This is a genomic window from Deinococcus sp. HSC-46F16 (assembly GCF_024171495.1).
Lineage (GTDB): Bacteria > Deinococcota > Deinococci > Deinococcales > Deinococcaceae > Deinococcus.
Genome location: NZ_JALJZW010000001.1, coordinates 829,713 through 850,344, shown reverse-complemented (window position 1 = coordinate 850,344; position 20,632 = coordinate 829,713). Strand labels below are relative to the sequence as shown.

The window sequence follows — 20,632 nt, the reverse complement described above, 5'->3', positions numbered from 1 at the left end:
GGGCGGCACTCGGGCCGTTGTTCCTGGGGGCGAGATGGGGGGTGACCCCCCGCTGAGGCTGGGCAAAAACAGCGTCTGTGTCCGCACCGGCGGAGAGGTGACGCGGTACGCGATCCCCAGTTTGAAGCTGCTGGGTCGCCAGACCGTCTTTTCGGATCGGTGGCTTTGCCGTTGAAGTCGACACTACATCACCCTGGCATCAGTTCTCCGGCCTACGCTGAGTCATGCTCGCGCTTCTGCTGGCAGTTGCTGTGACCTCGCCCTTCGCACAGGCGCTGATTCCCAGGGTAGAGGTTTCCTTTACGGGAGGCCAGAAAGTGTCCGTTCGAGGCCCGGAGCCGGTGGCCGACTTCCCCGCCAATCCCGTCCAGACCCTGCTCTCCCCACGTGGGGACGCGGCCGCCGTGCGCTTCTGCTGGGACATTCCCAAGTACAGCGTTTGTCAGGTGCACCTGGTGCGGCCCGACGGGACAGTGCAGGTGTTGAAGAACAGCGACGTGCGGCGCCTGCTGTGGACAGAGGACGGGAAATACCTGATCGGCGCGGGGGTCAATACCGTGCGGCTGTGGAATCTGTCGGGCGGCGTGCGGACGGCTGTGCCCACCCCCGGCCAGGTCTACGCCGGGCTGTCCCAGAACTCGTCGCGCATCGTGGGGCTGAGTTTCAGGGGCCGTGACCTGTGCGTGCGGACGGAAAATCAGTGGTACGAGCGAAATGGACAGCAGGCACGCCGCAGCACCTCGACCACCCGCTACGGCCTCCCGACGCTGAGGGCACTCCAAACAGTTTCCGCGCCGGAAAGCCAACAAGCCCCCTGCGACCTCCCCGTCACCGAGCCGTGAAGGGGGCAAAACAAAAAGAGGCGGATGGCTCCGCCCCTTTGCCACTGAACGGGTGTTACTCCGTCCCCATCTCGTGCCCGTCGTCTCTGTGCTCCAGCCGGAAGCCGTGGGGCAGGAAGTCGCGGACCAGCCCGCTCACCACGTCGCCGTGGTGGTTGACGCAGACCACCTGCGCGTCGGGCGCGAACTCGAACAGAATCTGGCGGCAGGCCCCGCAGGGACTTGCGGGCGGGGTGGCCTCGGAATACACCACGAGGTCGGTGAAGGTGCGTGCCCCGGCGGTCGCCATCGCCTGCACCGCCGACTGTTCGGCGCAGCGGGCGAGGCCGTAGGAGGCGTTCTCGACGTTGGCGCCGAAGAACACGCGGCCGTCGGGGGTCCGCAGGGCCGCGCCCACCCGGAACTTGCTGTAGGGGGCGTAGGCCTGCCGGAACGCCGCCTTCGCTCCCTCCAACAGTTGGGCGTCGGCGGTGACGGGCTCAGGCGTCACGGGCGGGCTCCTCGTAGGTCTCGAACACCATCGTCTCGGGGGCACGTTCCACATGGACGCGGGTCACGCGGCGCTGGTCGGCCTCCTCGACCGTAAACATCCAGCCGCCATGCACGAAGTTCTGGCCGGGTTCGGGGATATCGCCGAAGTGGTTCGTCATGAATCCCGACAGGGTATCGTATTCGCCGTCGCCGTCTTCCAGATTGGTGCCCAGGCGCTCCTCGACCTCGCCGACCGTCAGGCTGGCGTCCATCAGGTAACGGCCCTCGCCCAGCACCTCGATCAGGACCACTTCCTCGTCGTCGGTCTCGTCGTAGATCTCGCCCACGATCTCTTCCAGGGCGTCTTCCAGCGTGACCAGCCCCGCCGTGCCGCCGAACTCGTCCACCACGATGCTCATGTGCGACTTTTTCTCGCGCATCTTGGTCAGGAGGTCCTTGATCTTCATGCCTTCGGGGACGAAGAAGACCGGCCGCATCACGTCGGCGATCCGCACGCTGTCCAGTTCGTGCAGGTGCGCGAGCAGGTCGCCCGTGTGCACGATGCCCACGATGTTGTCGGCGGTGTCCTGAAACACCGGCACCCGCGAGTAGCCGTGCTCGGCATTGAGGTCCAGGAGCTGGCGCAGCGCGTGGGAACCGTCCACCACGACCATGTCCACGCGCGGGGTCATGATCTCGCGCACGGTGGTGTCCGAGAGGTCGAAGACGTTGTAGACGAGTTCCTTCTCGTCGTCCTCCAGCACCCCCTCCTGGCTCGACGCGCCCACGATCATGCGGATTTCCTCTTCCGAGTAGGCCGTGTGGTGCCCGGCGACGCCGCGCAGCCCGAAGAGGCGCACCACGCCGTTGCCCATCGCGTTCAGGCCCACGATGGCCCACTTGAACACCGCCGTGAAGACCAGCAGCGGCCGGGTGACCAGCAGCGACACCTGCTCGGAGCGTTGCAGCGCCCACGACTTCGGCGCGAGTTCCCCGAAGACGATGTGCAAGATGGTGCTGATCGCAAACGCGATGCCGAAGGAAATCGCCGTGATCTGGCCCTCGCTCAGCGTCGTTTCGCCCAGCAGCGGGTGAATCAGGTGCTCGATGGCAGGCTCGGCGACAAAGCCGATGGCGAGGCTCGCCATGGTGATCCCGAGCTGGGTCGCGGCGATATAAAGGTCGAGGTTTTGCAGCGCCCGCTGGGTGGCCTTGGCGGTGCTGTTTCCTTCCTCGGCCAGTTGGTCGATCCGGGTACGCCGCACGCTGACGAGGGCGAACTCGGTCGCCACGAAAAAGCCGTTCATCAGCACCAGCACGACGAGGGCGAGGATTCCGAGCAGATCATTCATGGGTGGGCGCGCTCCATTCGCGCCCCGGCACGCCGCGTGGCACATGCTGCCCGCCCGCCCACGCGGAGAAGGCGTGGGCGGCGCGTCGGTTGCCGGTCAGGGGACCACAGTAAAAATCCCGCCCGCAGGCGGTCTTCACCGGGCGTCAGGGCAGAGCCAGAACTGGGAGGCTCCATAACTCCCCTCAGTCTACCACAGGCTCCGCCCCCGGCCCGCGCACGTCTCTTGCCCAAGGGACGCTCAAGGCCGCGCCCGCTCCCGCTACCCCACCAGCACCCGCCACAGCGGCGGCCCCAGTACGGCCACGCCGACCCCCAGCGCCCCCAGGCTGGCGACCAGCACGGCCCCGGCCGCCGCGTCCTTCGCCACCTTCGCCAGCGGGTGCCACTCGGGCGAGGCGAGGTCCACCACCGCCTCCAGCGCCGTGTTCAGCAGCTCTGCGCTCAGCACCAGCCCACAGGCCAGCAGGAGGGGGGAGAGCGGCACGCCCAGCCCCAGCCCGAGGCCCAGCGCCAGCACGCCCGCCCACACCTCGATGCGGAAGTTGGCCTGCGTGCGGTAGACGTGCCGCACCCCGGCCCAGGCGAAGCTCGCCGAGCGCACCCAGCGGCGCAGGCTCAGGGCCGAGCCGTCTGACCTCACGTCAGGCTTCGGGCGACGGAGCTTCGGGGGGCAGTGCGGCGCGGGCGGCGGCCCAGGCGTCGTGGAAGACCTGCCATTCCTCGCCGGTCGCGCCCTCCTCGAAGCCCAGGCCCTCGGCGTGGGGGTGGTCATGACCGACGAGGTGGGACAGGCCGTGGCTGGCGAGCAGGGCAACCTCGCGGGTGAGGCTGTGGCCCCGCGCCTGCGCCTGCCGCCCCGCCGTGTCCAGGCTGATGATGATGTCCCCCAGGTGCGGTGGCATGAAGGGGTCGCCGGGTTCCCAGGTCGGAAAGCTCAGCACGTCGGTGGGCGCGTCCTCGCCCCAGTGCTCGCGCTTGAGCTGACGGATGGTGCGGTCCCCCACCAACACGACCGTCACCTCGCGCTCCTCCACGCCGAAATGCCGCATTACCGCCCCCAGCGCCGAGCGCAGGGCGGGGCGCAGGCCGGGCGGCGGGGTTTTGCGGGCGACGAGGTCGATCACGGGTTCAGGATAGGGCAGTGGCGTTGGGGTGTTCTGCGCACCGGGTTGACCGAGGGCGTTGGCTTTGAATGGGCGGTTTGGGAGGGTCACACGCCTCCTCACCCGTTGCTCCGCAACGCCCTCTCCCTCAGGGGGAGAGGGTCGAAAGCCCGTTCAGGTCGCTGCCGGCGTAGCGGCTGCCTGACCGGGGGCAGCCACTTGGTCCGCCTTGAGCCGCACCGGCCACCACGAGCGCGGCCCCAGGTCGTAGGCCAGCGCGGGCATCAGCACCGTGCGGACCAGGAAGGTGTCCAGCAGCACCACGAAGGCCACGATCAAGGCGGGTTGCAGCAGGAACAGGATCGGGATGACGGCCAGCGCCGCAAAGGTCGCTGCCAGCACCAGCCCCGCCGACGTGATCACGCCACCGGTCACCGCCAGCCCCCGCAGAATGCCGGGCCGGGTGCCGTGGTGCAGGATGAGGAACATCGGCACCAGCCGCCGCACGAATCGTGGTGGGGATGACGATGCCATGAAGCCAGGGTAAACCCGCCGGGCCGACCGCCTTTACCGGATGGGCTTACACTCCACGCTCTGTTCCTCCCACGGTGATGGCCCCGTACGCACCCTCGCGCTGCACGCCTGCCTCCTCCTCGATGGCGAGAATGACCCGGTTCACCCGGTTGGGCGTCTCCCCGAGTTCGCGGGCGAGGCTGCGGGCGGTGTAGCGGCCCGGCTCGGCCTGAAGCCTCAGCAGGACGCGCACGGCGAGCCGTTCCAGGCTCAGGCCACTGGTGCTGGCGGGCAAGGGAAACCTCCTGTGGCGTCGGCAGCGAAAACCCCGCCAGCGTGGGCGGGGCCGGAGCAGAGGGTAACTAGCGCGGGTCGCCCTCGTTCTCGGGAATGGAGGCGAACTCGCCCCGGCGGGCGGCGCGTTTGTCCTCCTCGGCGTCCTCGGCCCGCTCGTAGGCGCGGATAATCTGGCCCACCAGGGGGTGACGCACCACGTCCACGTCGGTGAACTCGTGCCACGCGATGCCCTCGATGCGGCTCAGCACGCGCTTGGCGACCGCCAGCCCGCTCGTGACGTGCCGGGGCAGGTCGATCTGGGTCACGTCACCCGTCACCACGACCTTGGAGGAAAAGCCCATGCGGGTCAGGAACATCTTCATCTGCTCGCCGGTGGTGTTCTGCGCCTCGTCGAGAATGACGAAGGCGTCGTTCAGCGTACGCCCGCGCATGAAGGCCAGCGGCGCGACCTCGATCACCCCGCTTGTCAGGTACGACTCGAACTTCTCCTGATCGAGCATGTCGTACAGCGCGTCGTACAGCGGCCGCAGGTAGGGGTCGATCTTGGCCTGGAGGTCGCCGGGCAGGAAGCCCAGCCGCTCGCCCGCCTCCACCGCCGGGCGGGTCAGGATGATACGCTTGACCTTCTTGGCCTTGAGGGCCTGCACCGCCATCGCCACGGCGAGGTAGGTCTTGCCCGTTCCGGCGGGACCGACCCCGAACGTGATGTCGGAGGCGTCGATCTTTTCGAGGTAGACCTTCTGCCCCGGCGTCTTGGCCTTGAGGCCGCGCGGGAGGCTCAGGCCCGAGACCTGCGTTTCCTGGGCGAGGCTGCGGCCCTCGCCGCTGAGGCGGGCACTTCTCAGCAAGCTGTCGGGGGTGAGTTCGCCGCCCGAGCGGACCACGTCAAGGGCGTCACGGACCATGCGTTCGGCGGCCTGGACGACCTCCGGCGTGTCGGCGGTGATGGTGACCGTCTCGCCCCGCGCGATGATCTTGGCCGGGGTCAGCTCACGCATCCGGCGCAAATTGGCGTCCCCCGCCCCCAGCAGGGCGTAGGCCTCACGCTGGTTTTCCAGGTGCAGGGTGGCGGTGGGGGTGCTCCCCTCGGGGGTGGGTTGACCGGGAGTACGTTCTGTCAAATCGGCTCCTGATGGGACGTGCGCGGCACAGGGCGCACTCTCCCCCCAGAGCGGGCTGGGGGGAGTCGGAAGGGAATGGGCATCTCGGACGTCCCCATTCTCTGACCCCGGCCCCCAGCCGGACGTGGGGCGGGGCACAATCTCCCTGCCGAGGCCCCGGAGACGGACAGTACACTGGGCCGCGTGACCCTCGGCGTCCCTGACCTTCCGCCCGGCTCTGCCCCCGGTCGCCCCCGGCGGGCCTACCTGTATGCCGACCCCGCCGCGCACTCGCGCTCGCCCGCCATGCACCGGGCGGCTTTCGCCCACGCCGGGCTGACCGGCACCTACGAGGCGGTGCGCGTGCCTGCCCCGGAGTTGTCCGCCGCGCTGGCCCGGCTGCGCGAACCCGGCGTGCTGGGGGCCAACCTCAGCCTGCCGCACAAGGAGGCGGCGCTGCCGTTTCTGGACGACCTGTCGGAGGCGGCGCGGGCGGTGGGGGCGGTGAACACGGTGCTGCACCGGGACGGGCGCCTGCTGGGCGAGAACACCGACGCGCCGGGGCTGCTCGCGGCACTGGAGGAGGCGCAGGCCCCGGCGCCTTCCGCGGGGCTCACGGTGGTCCTGGGGGCGGGCGGCGCGGCGCGGGCGGCGGTGTGGGCGCTGCGCTCGCGGGGCCATGACGTGCGGGTCGTCAACCGCACGCCGGCCCGCGCCGAGGCCCTGGCCCGCAACCTGGGCGGCACGGCGCAGGCGTCCGGGGACGTGCCCTGGTCGGGCGTGACCTTGCTCGTCAATGCCTCCAGTGCGGGCCTGGACGCGCCGGACGAGACGCCCCTCCCCGATTTCGACTTCTCGCGCCTGCCTCCCGGTGCCCTCGTCTATGACATGGTCTACCAGCCCCCCGAAACGCGGCTGATGCGCGAGGCCCGCGCCGCCGGGCTCCGCGCCGAGAACGGGCGGTCCATGCTCGCCCATCAGGCGCGGCTGGCCTTTCTCGCCTGGACCGGGGTGGACGTGCCCGCCTCTGTCTTCCGGGCGGCGGCGGGTGGTCATGAGGTGCGGCCGTGACTGGGACCCGGCCCCCCGACCGCCGCTGGCCGCTGGCCGCCTTCGTGCTGGTGCTGCTGCTGAGCGTGTTTGCAGCGGCGTTCCTGTACCGGTTCGTGCAGGAGCAGCAGCGGGCGCGGTTCGATCGGGAGGTCAACGCGCACGCCAGCATCCTGCGCGACCGCCTCAACGAGTACGAGACGCTGCTGCGGGCCACCCGGTCGTTCTGGCTGGTGGAGGACGAGCCTGGACAGGCCGAATACGGGACCTTTGTGGACAGCCTGGATTTGCGGGGGCGCTTTCCCGGCGTGCTGGCGGTGGGCTTTACCCGCTGGCGCGAGGCGGCGAGCGGGCGGCCGCAGGCGGTGATCGAGCGCATCGCGCCCGCCGCCGCGGTCAACCGCCGGGCGCTGGGGTTCGACATGCTCACCGAGCCGTGCCGCCGGGCAGCGATCTTGCGGGCGCGGGACACCCAGCGCAGCCAGATCAGTTGTCCGGTCAAGCTGGTGCAGCAGGGGCCGGACGGCGAGCCGCTGGACGGCCTGCTCCTCTTTCTGCCGGTGGGGTCGGGCGAACGCTTTCAGGGAGTGGTGTATCTCGCCCTCGACACCGCCTCGCTCTTGCAGGCGCTGCGGCCCGCCGGGGCGCTGCCGGGCGTGGCGGTGGAGACGCGGCTCAACAGGGCGCTGCTGGGCGGGGACCAACTGGAGGTGCCTGCCGCCTTCGAGCGCACGGTGCGCCAGCCGCAGGTGGGCGGCGTGTGGACCCAGACCCTGCGGGCGCCCGCCAGCTTCGGGCGGGACGCGGCGGCGGCCGTGCCCGCCGCAGTGTTGATCGCGGGCATGCTGGTGGCGGGGCTGACCCTCTACTCGGCCGAGGCGCAGGTGCGGGCGCGGCGCCGGGCCGAAAACGCCCTGAGCTCGCTGGCCCGCTCCCGGGCGCAGCTTCAGCAGTCGCAGGCCGAGTTCGAGGCGATCTTTCACGCGATTCTGGACGCGGCGGTGTTTACCGACGGGGAAGGCCGGGTGCTGCGGGTCAACCGGGCGCTGGAGCGGCAGTTCGGCTACGCCCCCGCCGACTTGCGGGGCGAGGGTCTGGGGCGGCTGCACCTCGACCGCCGCCTGGAGGGCCGCGCCACCTTCGACCTGATCACCACGCCCTACCGCCGGGAGGACGGCAGCGTCTTTTCCGGCGAGGCGCAGCGCAGCGCGGTGGTGGGGCCGCACGGCGAGAGTCTGGGCTTTCTGGAGGTCATCCGCGACGTGTCCGAGCGGGTGGAGGCCGAGCGGGCGCGGCAGGCCGAGGAACGGCGCTCGCGGGCGATTCTCGACGCGATTCCCCACATGCTGTTCGTGAGCGACCCGGTCGGCGAGGTCACCTATGTCAACGCCCAGCACCGCGAGCGTCTGTGCGGGGCCGCGCTGGAAGAGCAGATTCACCCCGAGGACCGCGCCGCCTACGCCCGGATGTGGGCGGGGGCCACTGGGAAGGGCACCCAGGCCGAGTGCGAGGTGCGGCTGATCATGGGGGGCGGGGGACCGGGCCGCTGGTTCGTGGTGCGGGTCGCGCCCATCCGGGGTGGAGGGGGCGAGGTGACCGAGTGGGTGGCGTCCGCGACCGACATCCACGACCGCCTGGAAGCCGAGCGCCGCGCCCAGCGTGACGAGGCCCGCTACCGGGGCGTGCTCGAAGGTGTGCCGCAGATCGTGTGGCTCAGCGACGCGGCCGGGCAGGTCACCTACTTCAACCGCCGCTGGCCGGAGTACGTGGGCGGGGAGCGGGCCACCGAGCCCTTTGCCAGCCTGCTGCACCCGGAAGACCGCGCCGAGTACCTGCTGCGCTGGCGCGAGGCGCTGCGGGCGCGGCGGCCCTTCGAGGCCGAGCACCGCCTGCTGGGCGCGGATGGCCGCTACCGCACCTTCGTCACGCGGGCACTCCCGCTGGGCGACGCGGGGGGCAGCGAGTGGGTGGGCACCAGCACCGACGTGGACGATCAGGTATATGCCGAGGCCTCGGCGCGGCTGCTCGCCACCGTCTCCGAGCACCTCTCGGCGCGGGCCGACGACCCGCTCGCCGCGCGTACGGAGCACTACCGCGCCGCCCTCGACCTGATCACCGGACGGCTGGCCGAGAGCGCGGGGCTGTGGACCACGGCCCCCGAGGTGCGGCTGCTGGCCTCCTCCCGCCTGACGCCGGGGCAGATCAGCCCCGAGATTCGCGCGGCCATCGAGGGAGCGCTGCACCGGGTCGCCGGGGCCGAGCAGCCCCTGCACCTCGACGCCGGGTCCACCCCGCTGCTGTATGAGGTGGGCGCGACGGGAGCGGTGTTCTACCCCCTGATCGGCCGTGACGGGGCCCCGCGGGGCGTGCTGGCCCTGACCTACCGCCAGCCGCCCGGCGACCGCGACCACGACCTCGCCGCCGAACTCGCCCAGCGCTTCGCCACCGCCCTAGACAACGACGCCCTGCGGCTGGAGGCGGAAGAGGCGCACGCCGACCTCCAACTTCTCAACCAGTCGCTGGAGGAGCGGGTCACGCAGCGCACGCTGGAGCTTCAGGACGCCAACCGCGAGCTGGAGGCCTTTTCCTACTCGGTCAGCCACGACCTGCGCACCCCGCTGCGGCACATCGTGGGGTTCGGGGACCTGCTGCGCAAGGACGCGTCGGGGTCGGGGGGGCTGTCGGCCAAGGGCGAGCGCTACCTCGGCGTGATCACCGACGCGGCGGGGCGCATGAGCAGACTGATCGACGACCTGCTGGAGTTCTCGCGCATGGGCCGCCAGGAACTGCGCCGGGGACCGGTGGACCTCGGCGCGGTCGTGCGGGAAGCCTGGAAGGACCTTGAACCCGACCGGGCGGGCCGCGACGTGGTGTTCGAGCTGAAGGACCTGCCCACCGTGGAGGGAGACGCCTCGCTGCTGGGACAGGTGTTCATGAACCTGCTGTCCAACGCGCTGAAGTACTCGCGCACGCGAGAGCAGGCCCGCGTCACCGTGAGCGCCGTGCAGGAGGGCGAGGAGGTCACCGTGACGGTGCGCGACAACGGCGTGGGCTTCGACCCCCGTTACGCGGATAAACTGTTCGGCGTGTTTCAACGTCTGCACCGCGCCGAGGAATTCGAGGGGACCGGGATCGGGCTGGCGAACGTCCGGCGCATCGTGACCCGCCACGGGGGCCGCGTCCGGGCCGAGTCGGTGCCCGGAGAGGGGGCCGCCTTCCACGTCGTCCTGCCGCTGCGGGACAGTGCTGTGGGGGGCAGTGTTGTAGGGGAACGTGCCGGGGAGGGCCAGCCGTGAGCGGCGAGCACGCCCTGCCCGAACCCGGCCAGCCCCTGCGCCTGCTGCACCTTGAGGACAATGAACTCGACCACGAACTCGTCGTGATGCACCTGAGCGACCTGCCCTGGCCGGTCGACGTGTTGCGGGTCGAGGACGAGGCGGGCTTTGTGGGGGCGCTGGACTCGCATGCCCCGCACCTCGTCCTGAGCGACTTCGCCCTGCCCGGCTACGACGGCCTGTCGGCCTTCCGCGCCGCCCATGCCCGCGCCCCCTTCCTCCCCTTCATCATCGTGACGGGCGCGATGGGCGAGGAGACGGCGGTCGACACCCTGCGCGAGGGGGTCACCGACTACATCCTTAAGCAGCGCCTCGAGCGCCTCGCCCCCAGCGTGCGCCGCGCCATCGCCGAGGCCGACGCCCGTGACCGCCGCGAGCGGGCCGAGCAGGAGGTGCGCGAACTCAATCTCTCGCTCAAGGCCCGACTGGACGAGGTCGAGCGGCTGCGGGCCATCGCGGAGGGGCAGCGCCAGCGCCTCGAAACGCAGGCCAAACAGCTTGAGGAAGCGCTGAACCTCCAGAAGACCTTCCTAGCGGAAACCAGCCACGAACTGCGCACCCCCCTGACCGCCCTGCTGGGCTACCTGCGCCGCGCCGAGCGCGAGGCGGGCGGCTCACAGACCTTGCAGGACGCCCAGCGCGTCGCCGAGAACATGACCCGGCTGGTCAACGACCTGCTGCAACTCTCGCGCGGGGAACTCGTGCAGGGGATCGAGATGCATTTCGTGAACCTCGGCAACCTCGTGCGGCAGGTCGGGCGCGACTACGGGGTGCGGGCGGAAGCGCCTGACCTCGAGATCGTGGGCGATCCGGGGCGACTGACCCAGGTCTTTGTCAACCTCGTCAGCAACGCGATCCGGGTGTGCGGCACGCCCGACCTCGTGCATATGGAGGCCGAGCAGGGCCGGGGCGGTCAGGTCTGCGTGCGGGTGATTGACCACGGCCCCGGTATTCCCGACAACGTCAAGCCGCGCATCTTCGACAAGTTCTACCGGGGCAAGGAGGCGGGCTCGACGGGTCTGGGCCTGACCATCGCCCAGCAGGTCGTGAACTCGCACGGGGGACGCATTGAGGTGCAGGACACGCCCGGCGGCGGCGCGACCTTCGTGGTGTGCCTGCCCCCGCCCGAGGAGGACGAGGACGACTTCCTGTCCCAGCCGGGCGACGAGGCAGCGCTGGAACACTTGCCATAAGAATGCGGTGTCATTCCGCCTTCGTTGGCCGAGCGGACTTGCAGGGCTGCGCAGCAGAGCGAGTGAATTTGAAAAGAGCATTGGGCACTGTGGAGGCCCCCGGCGGAAAGCACCCCAGGGGCCGGAATGCTGCCCAATGCTCTAGGCTAGGGCCATGAGCGACGTCAAGACCATGCAGGTGACCTGGCTGGGCGAGCAGCGCTACGTGGGCGTGAGCGCGAGCGGGCACCAGCTCCTGATCGACAACAGCGCCACCAAGGTGGGCGTGTCGCCCATGGAGGCGCTGCTGGGGGCGCTGGCGACCTGCACCGCCTACGACATCGTGCAGGTCATGGGCAAAAAGCGCATCAAACTGACGAGCTACCGCATCGAGGCGGAAGGCGAGCGGGCCGACGAGCACCCCCGGCGGTACACCCGCATCGTGGTGCGCCACATCGCCAGCGGCGAAGGCCTGACCCCCGAGGCGCTGGAGCGGGCCGCGCACCTCAGCCACGAGAAATACTGCTCGGTGGCGGCCAGCCTGAACAGCGAAGTGGTGGTGGAGACGCGGGTGGAAGCGGGCGAGACGGCCAGCGTGTAATCCACCGCCGGGAAAAGAGGGAGACGTCCATCGGCGTCTCCCCCTTCCCTTGTTCCGTCGTCTGGCTATTCCCAGACCCGCACCCCCGCCTCCCGCAAAAGCCGGATGACCAGCCCCAGCGGGAAGCCGACGACGTTGGAATAGTCCCCCTCAATCCGGGCGACGAGGGCCATGCCGACCCCCTGGATGCCGTAGCCCCCGGCCTTGTCCAGCCCCTCGCCCGTGGCGGCGTAGTGGTCCACCTCGGCGTTCGTGAGGGCGCGGAAGGTCACGTCGGTGCGCTCCACGCCACTCCGCTCGCCGTCCGGGGCGAAGACGCTGACCCCGGTGTAGACCTGATGGGTCCGGCCCGAGAGCTGCCGAATGAAGGCGCAGTTCTCGGCCTCGTCGTGCGGCTTGGCGAGCAGCTCGCTCCCCAGCGCGACCACCGTGTCGGCTCCGATCACCACCGTGCCGGGGTGCAGCCCGGCCACCGCCGCCGCCTTCTGCCGGGCCAGGCTTTCCGCGAGCCGGGCGGGGTCGCGTTCCTCGCTGGCCTCGTCCTCGCCGCTAACGACGACCCGGAAGGGGACGCCGAGGTTCGTCAGCAGTTCGCGGCGGCGTGGGCTGCCCGAGGCGAGAATCACGTCCAGAGCGTCAGTAGCCAGAACCGTTCCCCCCACCGCTGACGAGGCCCACGCCGCCCGAGGTGCCCAGGCGGGTCGCCCCGGCCTCGATCATCGCCCGCGCGTCGTCGGGGGTGCGGACGCCGCCCGCCGCCTTGATCTCGGCGCGGCCCGCGATAACTTCCGCCATCAGCCGCACATCCTCCACGGTCGCGCCGCCCGTGCCGAAGCCGGTGCTCGTCTTGACGAAGTCCGCGCCGCCCGCGACGGCGGCCTCGGTCGCGCCCCGCTTCTGGGCCTCGTTGAGGTAGCAGGTCTCGATGATGACCTTGAGCACCCGGTCGGGAATCGCCTTGCGGACGGCCCGCACGTCCTCCTCCACGGCCTGCCAGTCCCCGGCGAGCGCCGCGCCGATGTGGATCACCATGTCCACCTCGTCGGCCCCGGCCTCGGCGCTGAGGCGGGCTTCGACGGCCTTCTGCCCCGGCAGGACGGCCCCCAGCGGAAAGCCGCAGACGGTGGCGACCTTCACGCCCGACCCAGCGAGTTCGGCGGCGGCGAGGGGCACGTAGACGGGATTCACGCACACGGCGGCGAAGGAATGCTCGCGGGCCTCGGCACACAGCTTCCGGATGTCGTCCGGGGTGGCGGTGGCCTTGAGCAGCGTGTGGTCGATGTAGGGGGCAAGGTCCATGCCCCGCAGGATAAGGGCTGACCGCGCTACCCTCCTCCCATGACCGACCCGGCCACGACCGATCCGGCTCCCCGCCTCCAGCCCGGCGAGGCTTTCCCCGAGTTCGCCCTGCCCGACGCGGGGGGCCACCTGCACCGCCTGTCCGACTACGCCGGGCGGTACGTGGTGCTGTACGTCTACCCCAAGGACGACACGCCCGGCTGCACGAAGGAAGCCTGCGACTTCCGCGACAGCGCGAGCCTCAAGGCGCTCGGCGCCGTCATCCTGGGGCTGAGCCGGGACGACGCGGCCAGCCACAGCGCCTTTGCCGAGAAGTACAGCCTGCCCTTCCCGCTGCTTTCCGACCCCGACGCGGCGTTCCTGAAAGACCTCGGGAGCTACGGTCCCAAGACCCTTTACGGCAAGGTCACCGAGGGCATCAAGCGGCAGACCTTCCTGATCGGCCCGGACGGGCGGCTGGTCAAGAGCTGGCTCGCGGTGAAGGTGGACGGCCACGCCGACGCGGTCGCCGCCGCCATCGAAGCCGACCGGGGGGAGCGCGGCGATGGGTGACCTCGAAGCGCTGAAAAAGGAGGCGGCCCTCCGCGCCGTCGCCCTGGTCGAGAGCGGGATGCGGGTGGGCTTGGGCACGGGGAGCACGGCCAAATACGCCATCGAGGAGTTGGGGCACAAGCTGGCGGCGGGCGAGTTGAAGGACATCGTGGGCGTCGCCACCAGCGAGGCGTCGGAGGCGCTGGCCCGCGAGGTCGGCGTGCCCGTGCAGCCGCTGGACCCCCGGCTGCTGGATATCGCCATTGACGGGGCGGACGAGATCGACCCCGACCTGAACCTCATCAAGGGACTGGGCGGGGCGCTGCTGCGCGAGAAGCTCACCGAGGTGCAGGCGCGGCGGCTGGTCATCATCGCGGACCACACCAAGCTGGTCACGCGGCTGGGGGAGAAGGCGCCGCTGCCTACCGAGATCACGCGCTTTGGGTTTCTCTCGACCATTGAGCGGTTGCGGGCGCTGGTGCCGGGTGGACGGCTGCGGCAGCCGGGGGCGCAGCCCTACGTGACCGACAACGGGAACTACATCTACGACGCGCAACTCCCCGCCGCGTTCGACCCGGTGGAACTGGAGCGGCAGCTCAAGGGGACGCTGGGGGTCGTGGAGACGGGCTTCTTCCTGGGAATGGCGGACGTAGCGTTCGTGGCGGCGCCGGAGGGGGTGCGGGAGGTTCGGCGAGGATGAAGGGAGGGGCGCTGTCGCTGCGCCAGGCGAAGGTCGTTCCCCCCCAGGCGGCTGACCCAAGGCAAGGACGGTGCGGGCAGGAACAGCGTTCGGCCCCTCTTCCACGTGGAAGAGGGGCGCTACGCAGCAACGGGGTGAGGGGGCGTGTGACCCCCTCCATAGACCCTACCCCAGCCGCCCCAACTGCCCGGCCAGCACCTCCGGGTCCCTCGTCGGGAGGTCGCAGGCGTGGCCGATGCACACGTAGGCGGTGCCGTCGCCCGGCCGTCCCTTCAGCACGGGCAGCCCCTCGCCCTGTTCGGCGGGAGCGAGGGCCGCGAAGGGGAGGGGAAAGCGGGCCAGCACCCGCTCCAGCCCGGCGCGTTCGGTGGGTGTGCCGATCAGGGCGACCTCGACATGGGGGGCTTCAAGGAAGGCCGCAGCCTGCCACAGCCCCCCCATCCCGTGCGGGGCGGCGAGCATGTCGGACGCGTAGGTCTGCACGGTGCGGTGGGCCAATTGCTCGGCCTCCTCGTCCCCGTAGTAACGGCCCATCCACAGCCCCAACAGGGCGGCGGCGGCGTTGTCGCTGAGGACCGCCGCGTCGAAGGCCTCGGCCTGCCGGGTCAGCAGGGCCTCGGCGTTGCCTCCGGTGGAACGGAAGAGGCCCGCCTCTTCGTCCCAGAAGTCGCGCCGCACGACCTCCCACAGCTCCCGCGCCCACTCCAGATGCTGAAGGTCGCCGCCCGCCTGGTACAGCGCGACGAGGCCGAGGGCGTAGAGGGCATGGTCTTCCAACAGCCCCTCCACGCGGGCCACCCCGTCCTTGTAGGTGTGACGCAGGGTGCCGTCCGGGAGGCGCATCCGCTCCCACACGAAGTCGGCGTTGCGGCGGGCCACGTCGAGATAATGGGCCTCCCCCAGAATCCGCCCCGCGTCCGCGAAGGCGGCGAGCGCCAGCCCGTTCCACGAGGTCAGCACCTTGGTGTCGGTGCCGGGTTGGGGCCGCCGCTGCCGCGCCTCAAACAGGTGCATCCGGGCGGTGTCCAGCCGCTCCAGCAGGGCGGGCATGTCTTCGCCCAGGTCGCGGGCCAGCGCCTCGGGCGGGGTGGGGACGTGCAGCACGTTCCGCTTGCCGTACTCCGGCCGGTGCGGGTCGAGGAAGTTGCCCTCTTCGGTCACGCCGTACACCCGCAGCACGAGGTCGGTGTCGGGGCCATCGCCCAGAACCTCCCGAATCTCGTCCGGCGTCCAGGTGAAGGTCAGGCCCTCCACCCCCTGCGTGTCGGCGTCCTGGGCGGAAAAGAAGCCGCCCTCCGGGGCCAGCATCTCGCGTTCGAGGTAAGCGAGCGTCTCGCGGGCGAGGCGGGTGAAGGTCTGGTCCCCCGCGTACTGCGCCGCCCGCAGCAGCGTGCGCGTGAGCTGCGCGTTGTCGTAGAGCATCTTCTCAAAGTGGGGCACCAGCCACTGAGCGTCCACCGAGTAGCGGTGAAAGCCGCCGCCAAGCTGGTCATAAATTCCGCCCGCCCCCATGCGCCGCAGGGTGTGCAGGGCCATGTCGCGCCCGTCTTGCCGCGTCAGCAGGAAGTCCAGCGTGGTCGTCCCCGGAAACTTGGGCGCACCCCCGAAGCCGCCCCGGTCGGCGTCATATACGCGCCGTAGGTTCTCCACTGCGCGGGGCAGGAAGTCAGCGGGGACGCCCTCGGCCGTGCCGTGCGGGCGGCTGGCCTCGCGGATGTGGCCGGTCAGGGCCTCGGCGTTGCCCAGCAGCTTGTCCCGGTCCTCCTGCCACGCCCGCGCTACCGTCGCCAGCAATCGGCGGAAGCCGGGCATCCCGTAGCGGTCTTCGGGCGGAAAGTAGGTGCCCGCGTAGAAGGGCTCGCCGCTGGGCGTCAGGAACACCGTCATGGGCCAGCCGCCCTGCCCGGTCATGAGCTGGGTGGCGGTCATGTACACCCGGTCCACGTCGGGGCGCTCCTCGCGGTCCACCTTGATGTTCACGAAGTCGCGGTTCATCTGCGCGGCCGTCGCCTCGTCCTCGAAGCTCTCGTGGGCCATCACATGGCACCAGTGGCAGGTCGAGTAGCCGATGGAGAGCAGCACAGGCACGTCGCGGCGGCGGGCTTCCTCGAAGGCCTCCGGGGACCAGGCCCACCAGTCCACCGGGTTGTCCGCGTGCTGGAGGAGGTAGGGGCTGGTTTCCTGGGCGAGGCGGTTCATGGAAGGCAGGGTAGTGCGCGGCGGGTAAAGGTTCGGGTGAGGGAGAAGGGGAGAGGCTTCATGGGAGTTGGGGGCCAGAGGTCTTGATTCGTCTCTGCCCCCACCCCCCAGCCCCCTACCCCAGAGGGGTAGGGGGAGCGGCGCTGCGCTAGGCAAAGGTCGTTCCCCCATGTTCCAGCCCGGCCTGGCTCACCGCCGTTTCCCCTTCCACGCCATGCTCCCGCCCAAGTGAAAGGCCTCGGCGCGTCCGCGCCGAACGGCTCGTCTGCCTGAAAAGTGGACTTGCGAGGTGGGGACGTTGAGGGCGGCTGACACAGGGAAAGAGAGCTTTTGCAAGAGCAAGTCAGTGCCTACTCCTCCCCCCTTGTGGGGGAGGCTGAGAGGGGGGTGGCAGGCACCGCCTGCCCTCGCTGACCGCTCCCTACATCCCCGCCAGCAGCCGCTCCACGTCCCCCAGCGTCGTGTAGTGCGCGATGCTTGCCCGGACTACGCCCTGCGGGTAGAGGCCCAGGTCCTTGAGGGGCTGCACGGCATAGAAGTGCCCGGCGGCCACGTCCACCCCGCCCTCGCTCAGGCGGGCGGCGGTCGCCTCGGGGGCCTCGCCCTCCACGCGGAAGGCGACGGTGCCGATGCGGGCGGCGGAGGCGGAAGGGCCGTAGACCGTGACACGCGGCGCCTCCAGCAGCCCCGTCAGCAGCCGTTCCCCGACCGGGCGCTCCAGCTCCACGATGCGGGCGGAGGCGGCTTCCAGCGCGGCGCGGCTCAGCGTGTCGTGGCCGCCGAGGTCGCGCAGGTAGTCCAGGGTGCCCAGCCACCCGGCCAGCAGCTCAAACTGCGGGGTGCCATGCTCCAGCCCGGTGATGTCCCCCTGCGGCACGAAGCTGAGTTTGGGCCAGGCGAGGTGCGGGCGGTGCTCGGGCGAGATCCACAGCGCCCCCAGATGCGGTCCCCAGACCTTGTAGGGGCTGAACATCACGAAGTCGGCGCCCCAACCCTGCACGTCGGGAAAGGCGTGTGGGGCGGAGTGAACGGCGTCCACCACCGTCCAAGCCCCCGCCGCCCGCACCTGAGCGGCCACCGCCGGGATGTCCACTGTGGCCCCCAGCGCGTTGCTCGCCGCCGTCACTGCGACCAGCCGGGTGCGCGGGGAGAGCAGCGCGGCGAGGTCGTCCGCGTGCAGCCCCATGTCGGGCTGCCGGGCGTGCCAGACCTTGACCGTCACGCCCACGCGCTCCAGTTCGCGCCAGGGGCTGGCGTTCGCCTCGTGCTCCAGGCCCGACAGAATCACCTCGTCCCCTGGCCCCCACAACCGCGCGAAGGCCGCCGCCAGCCGGAAGGCGAGGGCGGTCGCGCTCGGCCCCAGGGCCACGTCCTCCGGGTTGGCGTTCAGGAAGAGGGCAGTCTCCTCGCGGGCGCGGCCTTTGAGCGCCAGAATCTCCTGCCCCGGCCGGTGTCCCGGCATCGCGTTGATGGCCCCGTAGCGGGTGAGGTGCCCGGTGATCGCGTCAATCGAGCGCTGCGGCAGCAGCCCTCCTGCCGCGTTGTCGAGGTAGGCCCGCCCGGAGGCGAGCGGGGGGAACTGGGCACGGATGGCGTCGGGGGTCATGGGGGAAGTGTAGGACGTGAGGCTGCTTGGCCTACCGTCGCCCCTTCACCCACAGCACCGCCCCCCCCAGCACCAGCCCCCACACCGCACTCCCCACCCCCAGCAGGGTCACGCCGCTCGCGGTGACCGCCAGGGTGAGGAAAGCGGCCTCGCGCCCATAGTCGCCCTCCAGCGCTGCCGTGAGGCTGGAGAGGGTGGTCGTGACGAGGGCCAGTCCCGCCAGCGCCGCAATCACGGGGGGAGGCACCGCGGCCACTGCGCCCACCACCCAGCCCGCGAAGACGCCCAGCATCAGGTAGAAGAAGGCCGCGCTCAGGCCCGCCACCCAGCGCCGGGCGGGGTCGGGGTGGGCTTCCTCGCCCGCGGCGATGGCTGCCGTGATCGCGGCGAGGTTGGTGGTATGTGCCCCGAACGGTGCCGAGAGCAGGCTCGCCAGTCCGGAGCCGGTGATCAGCGGCGAGGTGGGCACCCGCCCGTACCCGCAGGCCCGCAGCACCGCCACGCCGGGAAGCTGCTGCGAGGCCAGCGTCAGGATGGTCAGCGGCAGGGCCAGCGTGACTGCGCCCCGCAGTGAAAACTCGGGCGTGGTCCAGACCAGCGTGCCCAGCCCGCCCCCGGTCAGCGGCCCGACTGCGCCGACCGCCAGCGACAGCCCCGCCCCCGCCAGTAGCGCCGCCGGAACCGCCCAGCGAGAGAACCACACCCGCCCCGCCAAAAAGACCAGCAGCATGCCGCCCACCGGCACCGGGGCCTGCGGCAGCGCCCGGAACGCCCCCAGCACGAAGGGCAGCAGCACCCCGGCCAGCAGCGCGTTCGCCAGCGCCGCCGGAATCCGCGAGGTCAGGCGCTCGAAGGCCCCGCTCCACCCCAGGGCCGTCATCACCCCGGCGGTCAGGACGTAGGCGCCCAGCACCTCCGGGTAACGCAGGTCTCCCGCCGCCGCGAGCGAGGCCACCAGCGCCAGCCCTGGCGTGCTCCAGGCCATCTTGATCGGCGCCCGGTACTGCCAGCTCAGCCACCCGCCCGACACGCTGATGGCGAGGTAACAGGCCAGCACCCAGCTCGCCGTCTGCCCCGGCGTCAGCCCAAAGTCCCGCGCCGCGCCCACCAGCAGCCCGATGCTGCTCGCCGCCCCGACGACCACCGCGACAAAGCCCGCCACGACCGCCGACCCCGAGGCGTCGCGCCACAGGTCGCGCAGGGTGGGGCGGGGGGAACGGGGCAGGTCGGCGGTGGGCGGCATCGCCCCGCATTCCAGCACGGCGGGGCCTCGGCAGACGCTCAAGCCGCCGCTCATGCTGGGACGCCTCCGGCGGGCGTAGGGTGCGCCCATGACGACCTCCGCACGACCCCACCAACGGCCCCTGGGCCGCACCGGCCTGCACGTCACTGAGATCGGTTACGGTGCCTGGGGCATCGGCGCCGACATGTGGAAGGGCGCCCAGGATGACGAGAGCCTCGCGGCCCTGCGGCGCTACGTGGAACTCGGGGGCAACTTCATCGACACGGCGATGGGCTACGGCAGCGGCCACAGCGAGCGCCTCGTGGGACAGGTTATCCGCGAGTTCCCCGGCACCCTCGTCGCCACCAAGGTCAGCCCGAAGAACATGGAGTGGCCCGCCGCCCCCGGCACCACCGCCGACGAAGCTTTTCCCGGCGAGTACGTCGTGCGGATGACCGAGGCCAGCCTGGAGCGCCTCGGCCTGCCCAGCATCGACGTGCAGCAGCTCCACGTCTGGAACGATTCGTGGCTGGGTCAGGGGGACTGGCAGGAGGCGGCCTCTCAGCTCAAGCGGGACGGGCGGGTTCGTGCCTTTGGCATCTCGATCAACGACCACCAGCCGGACAACGCGGTCAAAGCCGTGGAGTCGGGCGCGGTGGACACCGTGCAGGTCATCTACAACGTGTTCGACCAGTCGCCGCAGGACCGATTGCTGGACGCCTGCCGGATGCACGGCGTCGGGGTGATCGTGCGGGTCGCGCTCGACGAGGGGAGTCTGACGGGGACAATCACCCCGGAAACGACCTTTCCGGAGGGCGACTGGCGCCACACCTACTTCGGCGGCAACCGCAAGGCCGAGTTGCAGCCCCGGCTGCGGGCCATCGAGGCCGACCTGGGCATCTCCACCGCGCAGCTTCCCGAAACCGCCCTGCGCTTCGTGCTGAGCCACCCGGCCGTCAGCACCGTCATCGTGGGGATGCGCAGCGTCCGCAACGTGGAGCGTAACCTCGCCCTCGCGGATGGGCGGGGCCTGCCCGCCGAACAGGCGCACAAGCTCTATGCCCACCGCTGGGACCGCAACTGGTACCTCCCGGCGGGGGACTGATACCGAATTGCGATGATTTCTTGGAATCATCCGAGCGGACTTGGAGAGCTGCGAGGGAGAGCGAGGAGCAAAAAGTACGGGGTTGCGGCGAGGGGAGACCTTACGGCGTTCTCCCGGACGTTCTGGAATCAG

The 20,632-nt window shown here is 70.7% G+C and carries 20 protein-coding genes; 8 read left to right on the top strand and 12 right to left on the bottom strand.

What is annotated here, in order from left to right:
• The first annotated feature begins 224 nt into the window (after positions 1–224).
• Positions 225–842 carry a hypothetical protein gene (locus L1280_RS04250; RefSeq protein WP_253580832.1) on the top strand — a complete coding sequence of 206 codons (618 nt, stop codon included), beginning with the start codon at positions 225–227 and terminating at the stop codon, positions 840–842.
• A 55-nt stretch (positions 843–897) separates the two neighbouring features.
• On the opposite strand, the gene cdd is transcribed toward L1280_RS04250, so the two are convergent.
• From cdd to L1280_RS04215, 7 genes are all read right to left on the bottom strand, one after another.
• Complete coding sequence (gene cdd, locus L1280_RS04245) at positions 898–1,332, bottom strand: cytidine deaminase (RefSeq protein WP_253580831.1); 435 nt, start codon at positions 1,330–1,332, stop codon at positions 898–900.
• Entirely contained in the window at positions 1,322–2,665 is a 1,344-nt protein-coding gene (locus L1280_RS04240; protein WP_253580830.1) for a hemolysin family protein, read from the bottom strand. The genes cdd and L1280_RS04240 overlap by 11 nt, the downstream gene beginning before the upstream one ends.
• Positions 2,666–2,926: 261 nt before the next feature.
• Positions 2,927–3,307, bottom strand: a complete 381-nt coding sequence (locus L1280_RS04235; RefSeq protein WP_253580829.1) for a diacylglycerol kinase — start codon at positions 3,305–3,307, stop codon at positions 2,927–2,929.
• A 1-nt stretch (position 3,308) separates the two neighbouring features.
• The gene (gene ybeY / locus L1280_RS04230) at positions 3,309–3,791 is read right to left on the bottom strand and encodes an rRNA maturation RNase YbeY (protein WP_253580828.1); all 483 of its coding nucleotides are present in this window, start codon (positions 3,789–3,791) and stop codon (positions 3,309–3,311) included.
• A 153-nt stretch (positions 3,792–3,944) separates the two neighbouring features.
• Positions 3,945–4,304 carry an MMPL family transporter gene (locus L1280_RS04225; RefSeq protein WP_253580827.1) on the bottom strand — a complete coding sequence of 120 codons (360 nt, stop codon included), beginning with the start codon at positions 4,302–4,304 and terminating at the stop codon, positions 3,945–3,947.
• A gap of 46 nt (positions 4,305–4,350) precedes the next feature.
• Positions 4,351–4,578 carry a hypothetical protein gene (locus L1280_RS04220; RefSeq protein ID WP_253580826.1) on the bottom strand — a complete coding sequence of 76 codons (228 nt, stop codon included), beginning with the start codon at positions 4,576–4,578 and terminating at the stop codon, positions 4,351–4,353.
• Positions 4,579–4,645: 67 nt separating this feature from the next.
• Positions 4,646–5,701 (bottom strand): PhoH family protein, encoded by a 1,056-nt coding sequence (locus L1280_RS04215; RefSeq protein WP_253580825.1) that lies wholly within the window; start codon positions 5,699–5,701, stop codon positions 4,646–4,648.
• Between the two features lie 183 nt (positions 5,702–5,884).
• On the opposite strand from L1280_RS04215, the gene aroE reads away from it, so the two are divergent.
• The 4 genes from aroE to L1280_RS04195 all read left to right on the top strand — a co-directional run bounded on the left by aroE (position 5,885) and on the right by L1280_RS04195 (position 11,838).
• Positions 5,885–6,751 (top strand): shikimate dehydrogenase, encoded by an 867-nt coding sequence (gene aroE / locus L1280_RS04210; RefSeq protein WP_253580824.1) that lies wholly within the window; start codon positions 5,885–5,887, stop codon positions 6,749–6,751.
• A complete protein-coding gene (locus tag L1280_RS04205) occupies positions 6,748–10,026 on the top strand; it encodes a PAS domain S-box protein (RefSeq protein WP_253580823.1) in 3,279 nt (1,092 codons plus the stop codon). Before aroE ends, L1280_RS04205 begins: the two co-directional genes overlap by 4 nt.
• Positions 10,023–11,258: an ATP-binding protein gene (locus L1280_RS04200; protein WP_253580822.1), complete on the top strand. Its 1,236-nt coding sequence runs from the start codon at positions 10,023–10,025 to the stop codon at positions 11,256–11,258. Before L1280_RS04205 ends, L1280_RS04200 begins: the two co-directional genes overlap by 4 nt.
• Before the next feature lie 154 nt (positions 11,259–11,412).
• Positions 11,413–11,838: an OsmC family protein gene (locus L1280_RS04195; protein ID WP_253580821.1), complete on the top strand. Its 426-nt coding sequence runs from the start codon at positions 11,413–11,415 to the stop codon at positions 11,836–11,838.
• Between the two features lie 65 nt (positions 11,839–11,903).
• Here L1280_RS04195 and L1280_RS04190 read toward each other — a convergent pair whose 3' ends face one another.
• Complete coding sequence (locus L1280_RS04190) at positions 11,904–12,464, bottom strand: Maf family nucleotide pyrophosphatase (protein ID WP_253580820.1); 561 nt, start codon at positions 12,462–12,464, stop codon at positions 11,904–11,906.
• A 10-nt stretch (positions 12,465–12,474) separates the two neighbouring features.
• The gene (gene deoC, locus L1280_RS04185) at positions 12,475–13,137 is read right to left on the bottom strand and encodes a deoxyribose-phosphate aldolase (RefSeq protein WP_253580819.1); all 663 of its coding nucleotides are present in this window, start codon (positions 13,135–13,137) and stop codon (positions 12,475–12,477) included.
• A 39-nt stretch (positions 13,138–13,176) separates the two neighbouring features.
• Between deoC and L1280_RS04180 the strand changes: the two genes are divergently transcribed.
• Positions 13,177–13,689, top strand: a complete 513-nt coding sequence (locus tag L1280_RS04180; RefSeq protein ID WP_253580818.1) for a peroxiredoxin — start codon at positions 13,177–13,179, stop codon at positions 13,687–13,689.
• Positions 13,682–14,368, top strand: a complete 687-nt coding sequence (gene rpiA, locus L1280_RS04175) for a ribose 5-phosphate isomerase A (RefSeq protein ID WP_253580817.1) — start codon at positions 13,682–13,684, stop codon at positions 14,366–14,368. The genes L1280_RS04180 and rpiA overlap by 8 nt, the downstream gene beginning before the upstream one ends.
• Before the next feature lie 165 nt (positions 14,369–14,533).
• On the opposite strand, the gene L1280_RS04170 is transcribed toward rpiA, so the two are convergent.
• The 3 genes from L1280_RS04170 to L1280_RS04160 form a co-directional block, all read right to left on the bottom strand.
• Positions 14,534–16,567, bottom strand: coding sequence for a thioredoxin domain-containing protein (locus tag L1280_RS04170; RefSeq protein ID WP_253580816.1), 2,034 nt, complete (start codon positions 16,565–16,567; stop codon positions 14,534–14,536).
• 421 nt (positions 16,568–16,988) lie between these two features.
• Positions 16,989–18,173, bottom strand: a complete 1,185-nt coding sequence (locus tag L1280_RS04165) for a cysteine desulfurase-like protein (RefSeq protein WP_253580815.1) — start codon at positions 18,171–18,173, stop codon at positions 16,989–16,991.
• Between the two features lie 31 nt (positions 18,174–18,204).
• On the bottom strand, positions 18,205–19,506 hold the full coding sequence (locus L1280_RS04160) for a benzoate/H(+) symporter BenE family transporter (protein WP_253580814.1): 1,302 nt from the start codon (positions 19,504–19,506) through the stop codon (positions 18,205–18,207).
• Between L1280_RS04160 and L1280_RS04155 the strand changes: the two genes are divergently transcribed.
• On the top strand, positions 19,505–20,500 hold the full coding sequence (locus L1280_RS04155; RefSeq protein ID WP_253580813.1) for an aldo/keto reductase: 996 nt from the start codon (positions 19,505–19,507) through the stop codon (positions 20,498–20,500). The genes L1280_RS04160 and L1280_RS04155 overlap by 2 nt on opposite strands.
• Positions 20,501–20,632 lie beyond the last annotated feature (132 nt).

Bases quoted from the DNA above. Each gene is read 5' to 3' on its own strand.
- L1280_RS04195 (WP_253580821.1), top strand. From the start codon at position 11,413: ATGAGCGACGTCAAGACCATGCAGGTGACCTGGCTGGGCGAGCAGCGC.
- rpiA (WP_253580817.1), top strand. From the start codon at position 13,682: ATGGGTGACCTCGAAGCGCTGAAAAAGGAGGCGGCCCTCCGCGCCGTC.
- L1280_RS04225 (WP_253580827.1), bottom strand. From the start codon at position 4,304: ATGGCATCGTCATCCCCACCACGATTCGTGCGGCGGCTGGTGCCGATG.
- L1280_RS04155 (WP_253580813.1), top strand. From the start codon at position 19,505: ATGACGACCTCCGCACGACCCCACCAACGGCCCCTGGGCCGCACCGGC.
- L1280_RS04165 (WP_253580815.1), bottom strand. From the start codon at position 18,173: ATGACCCCCGACGCCATCCGTGCCCAGTTCCCCCCGCTCGCCTCCGGG.
- L1280_RS04170 (WP_253580816.1), bottom strand. From the start codon at position 16,567: ATGAACCGCCTCGCCCAGGAAACCAGCCCCTACCTCCTCCAGCACGCG.
- L1280_RS04250 (WP_253580832.1), top strand. From the start codon at position 225: ATGCTCGCGCTTCTGCTGGCAGTTGCTGTGACCTCGCCCTTCGCACAG.
- L1280_RS04180 (WP_253580818.1), top strand. From the start codon at position 13,177: ATGACCGACCCGGCCACGACCGATCCGGCTCCCCGCCTCCAGCCCGGC.
- L1280_RS04160 (WP_253580814.1), bottom strand. From the start codon at position 19,506: ATGGGCGCACCCTACGCCCGCCGGAGGCGTCCCAGCATGAGCGGCGGC.
- deoC (WP_253580819.1), bottom strand. From the start codon at position 13,137: ATGGACCTTGCCCCCTACATCGACCACACGCTGCTCAAGGCCACCGCC.
- L1280_RS04240 (WP_253580830.1), bottom strand. From the start codon at position 2,665: ATGAATGATCTGCTCGGAATCCTCGCCCTCGTCGTGCTGGTGCTGATG.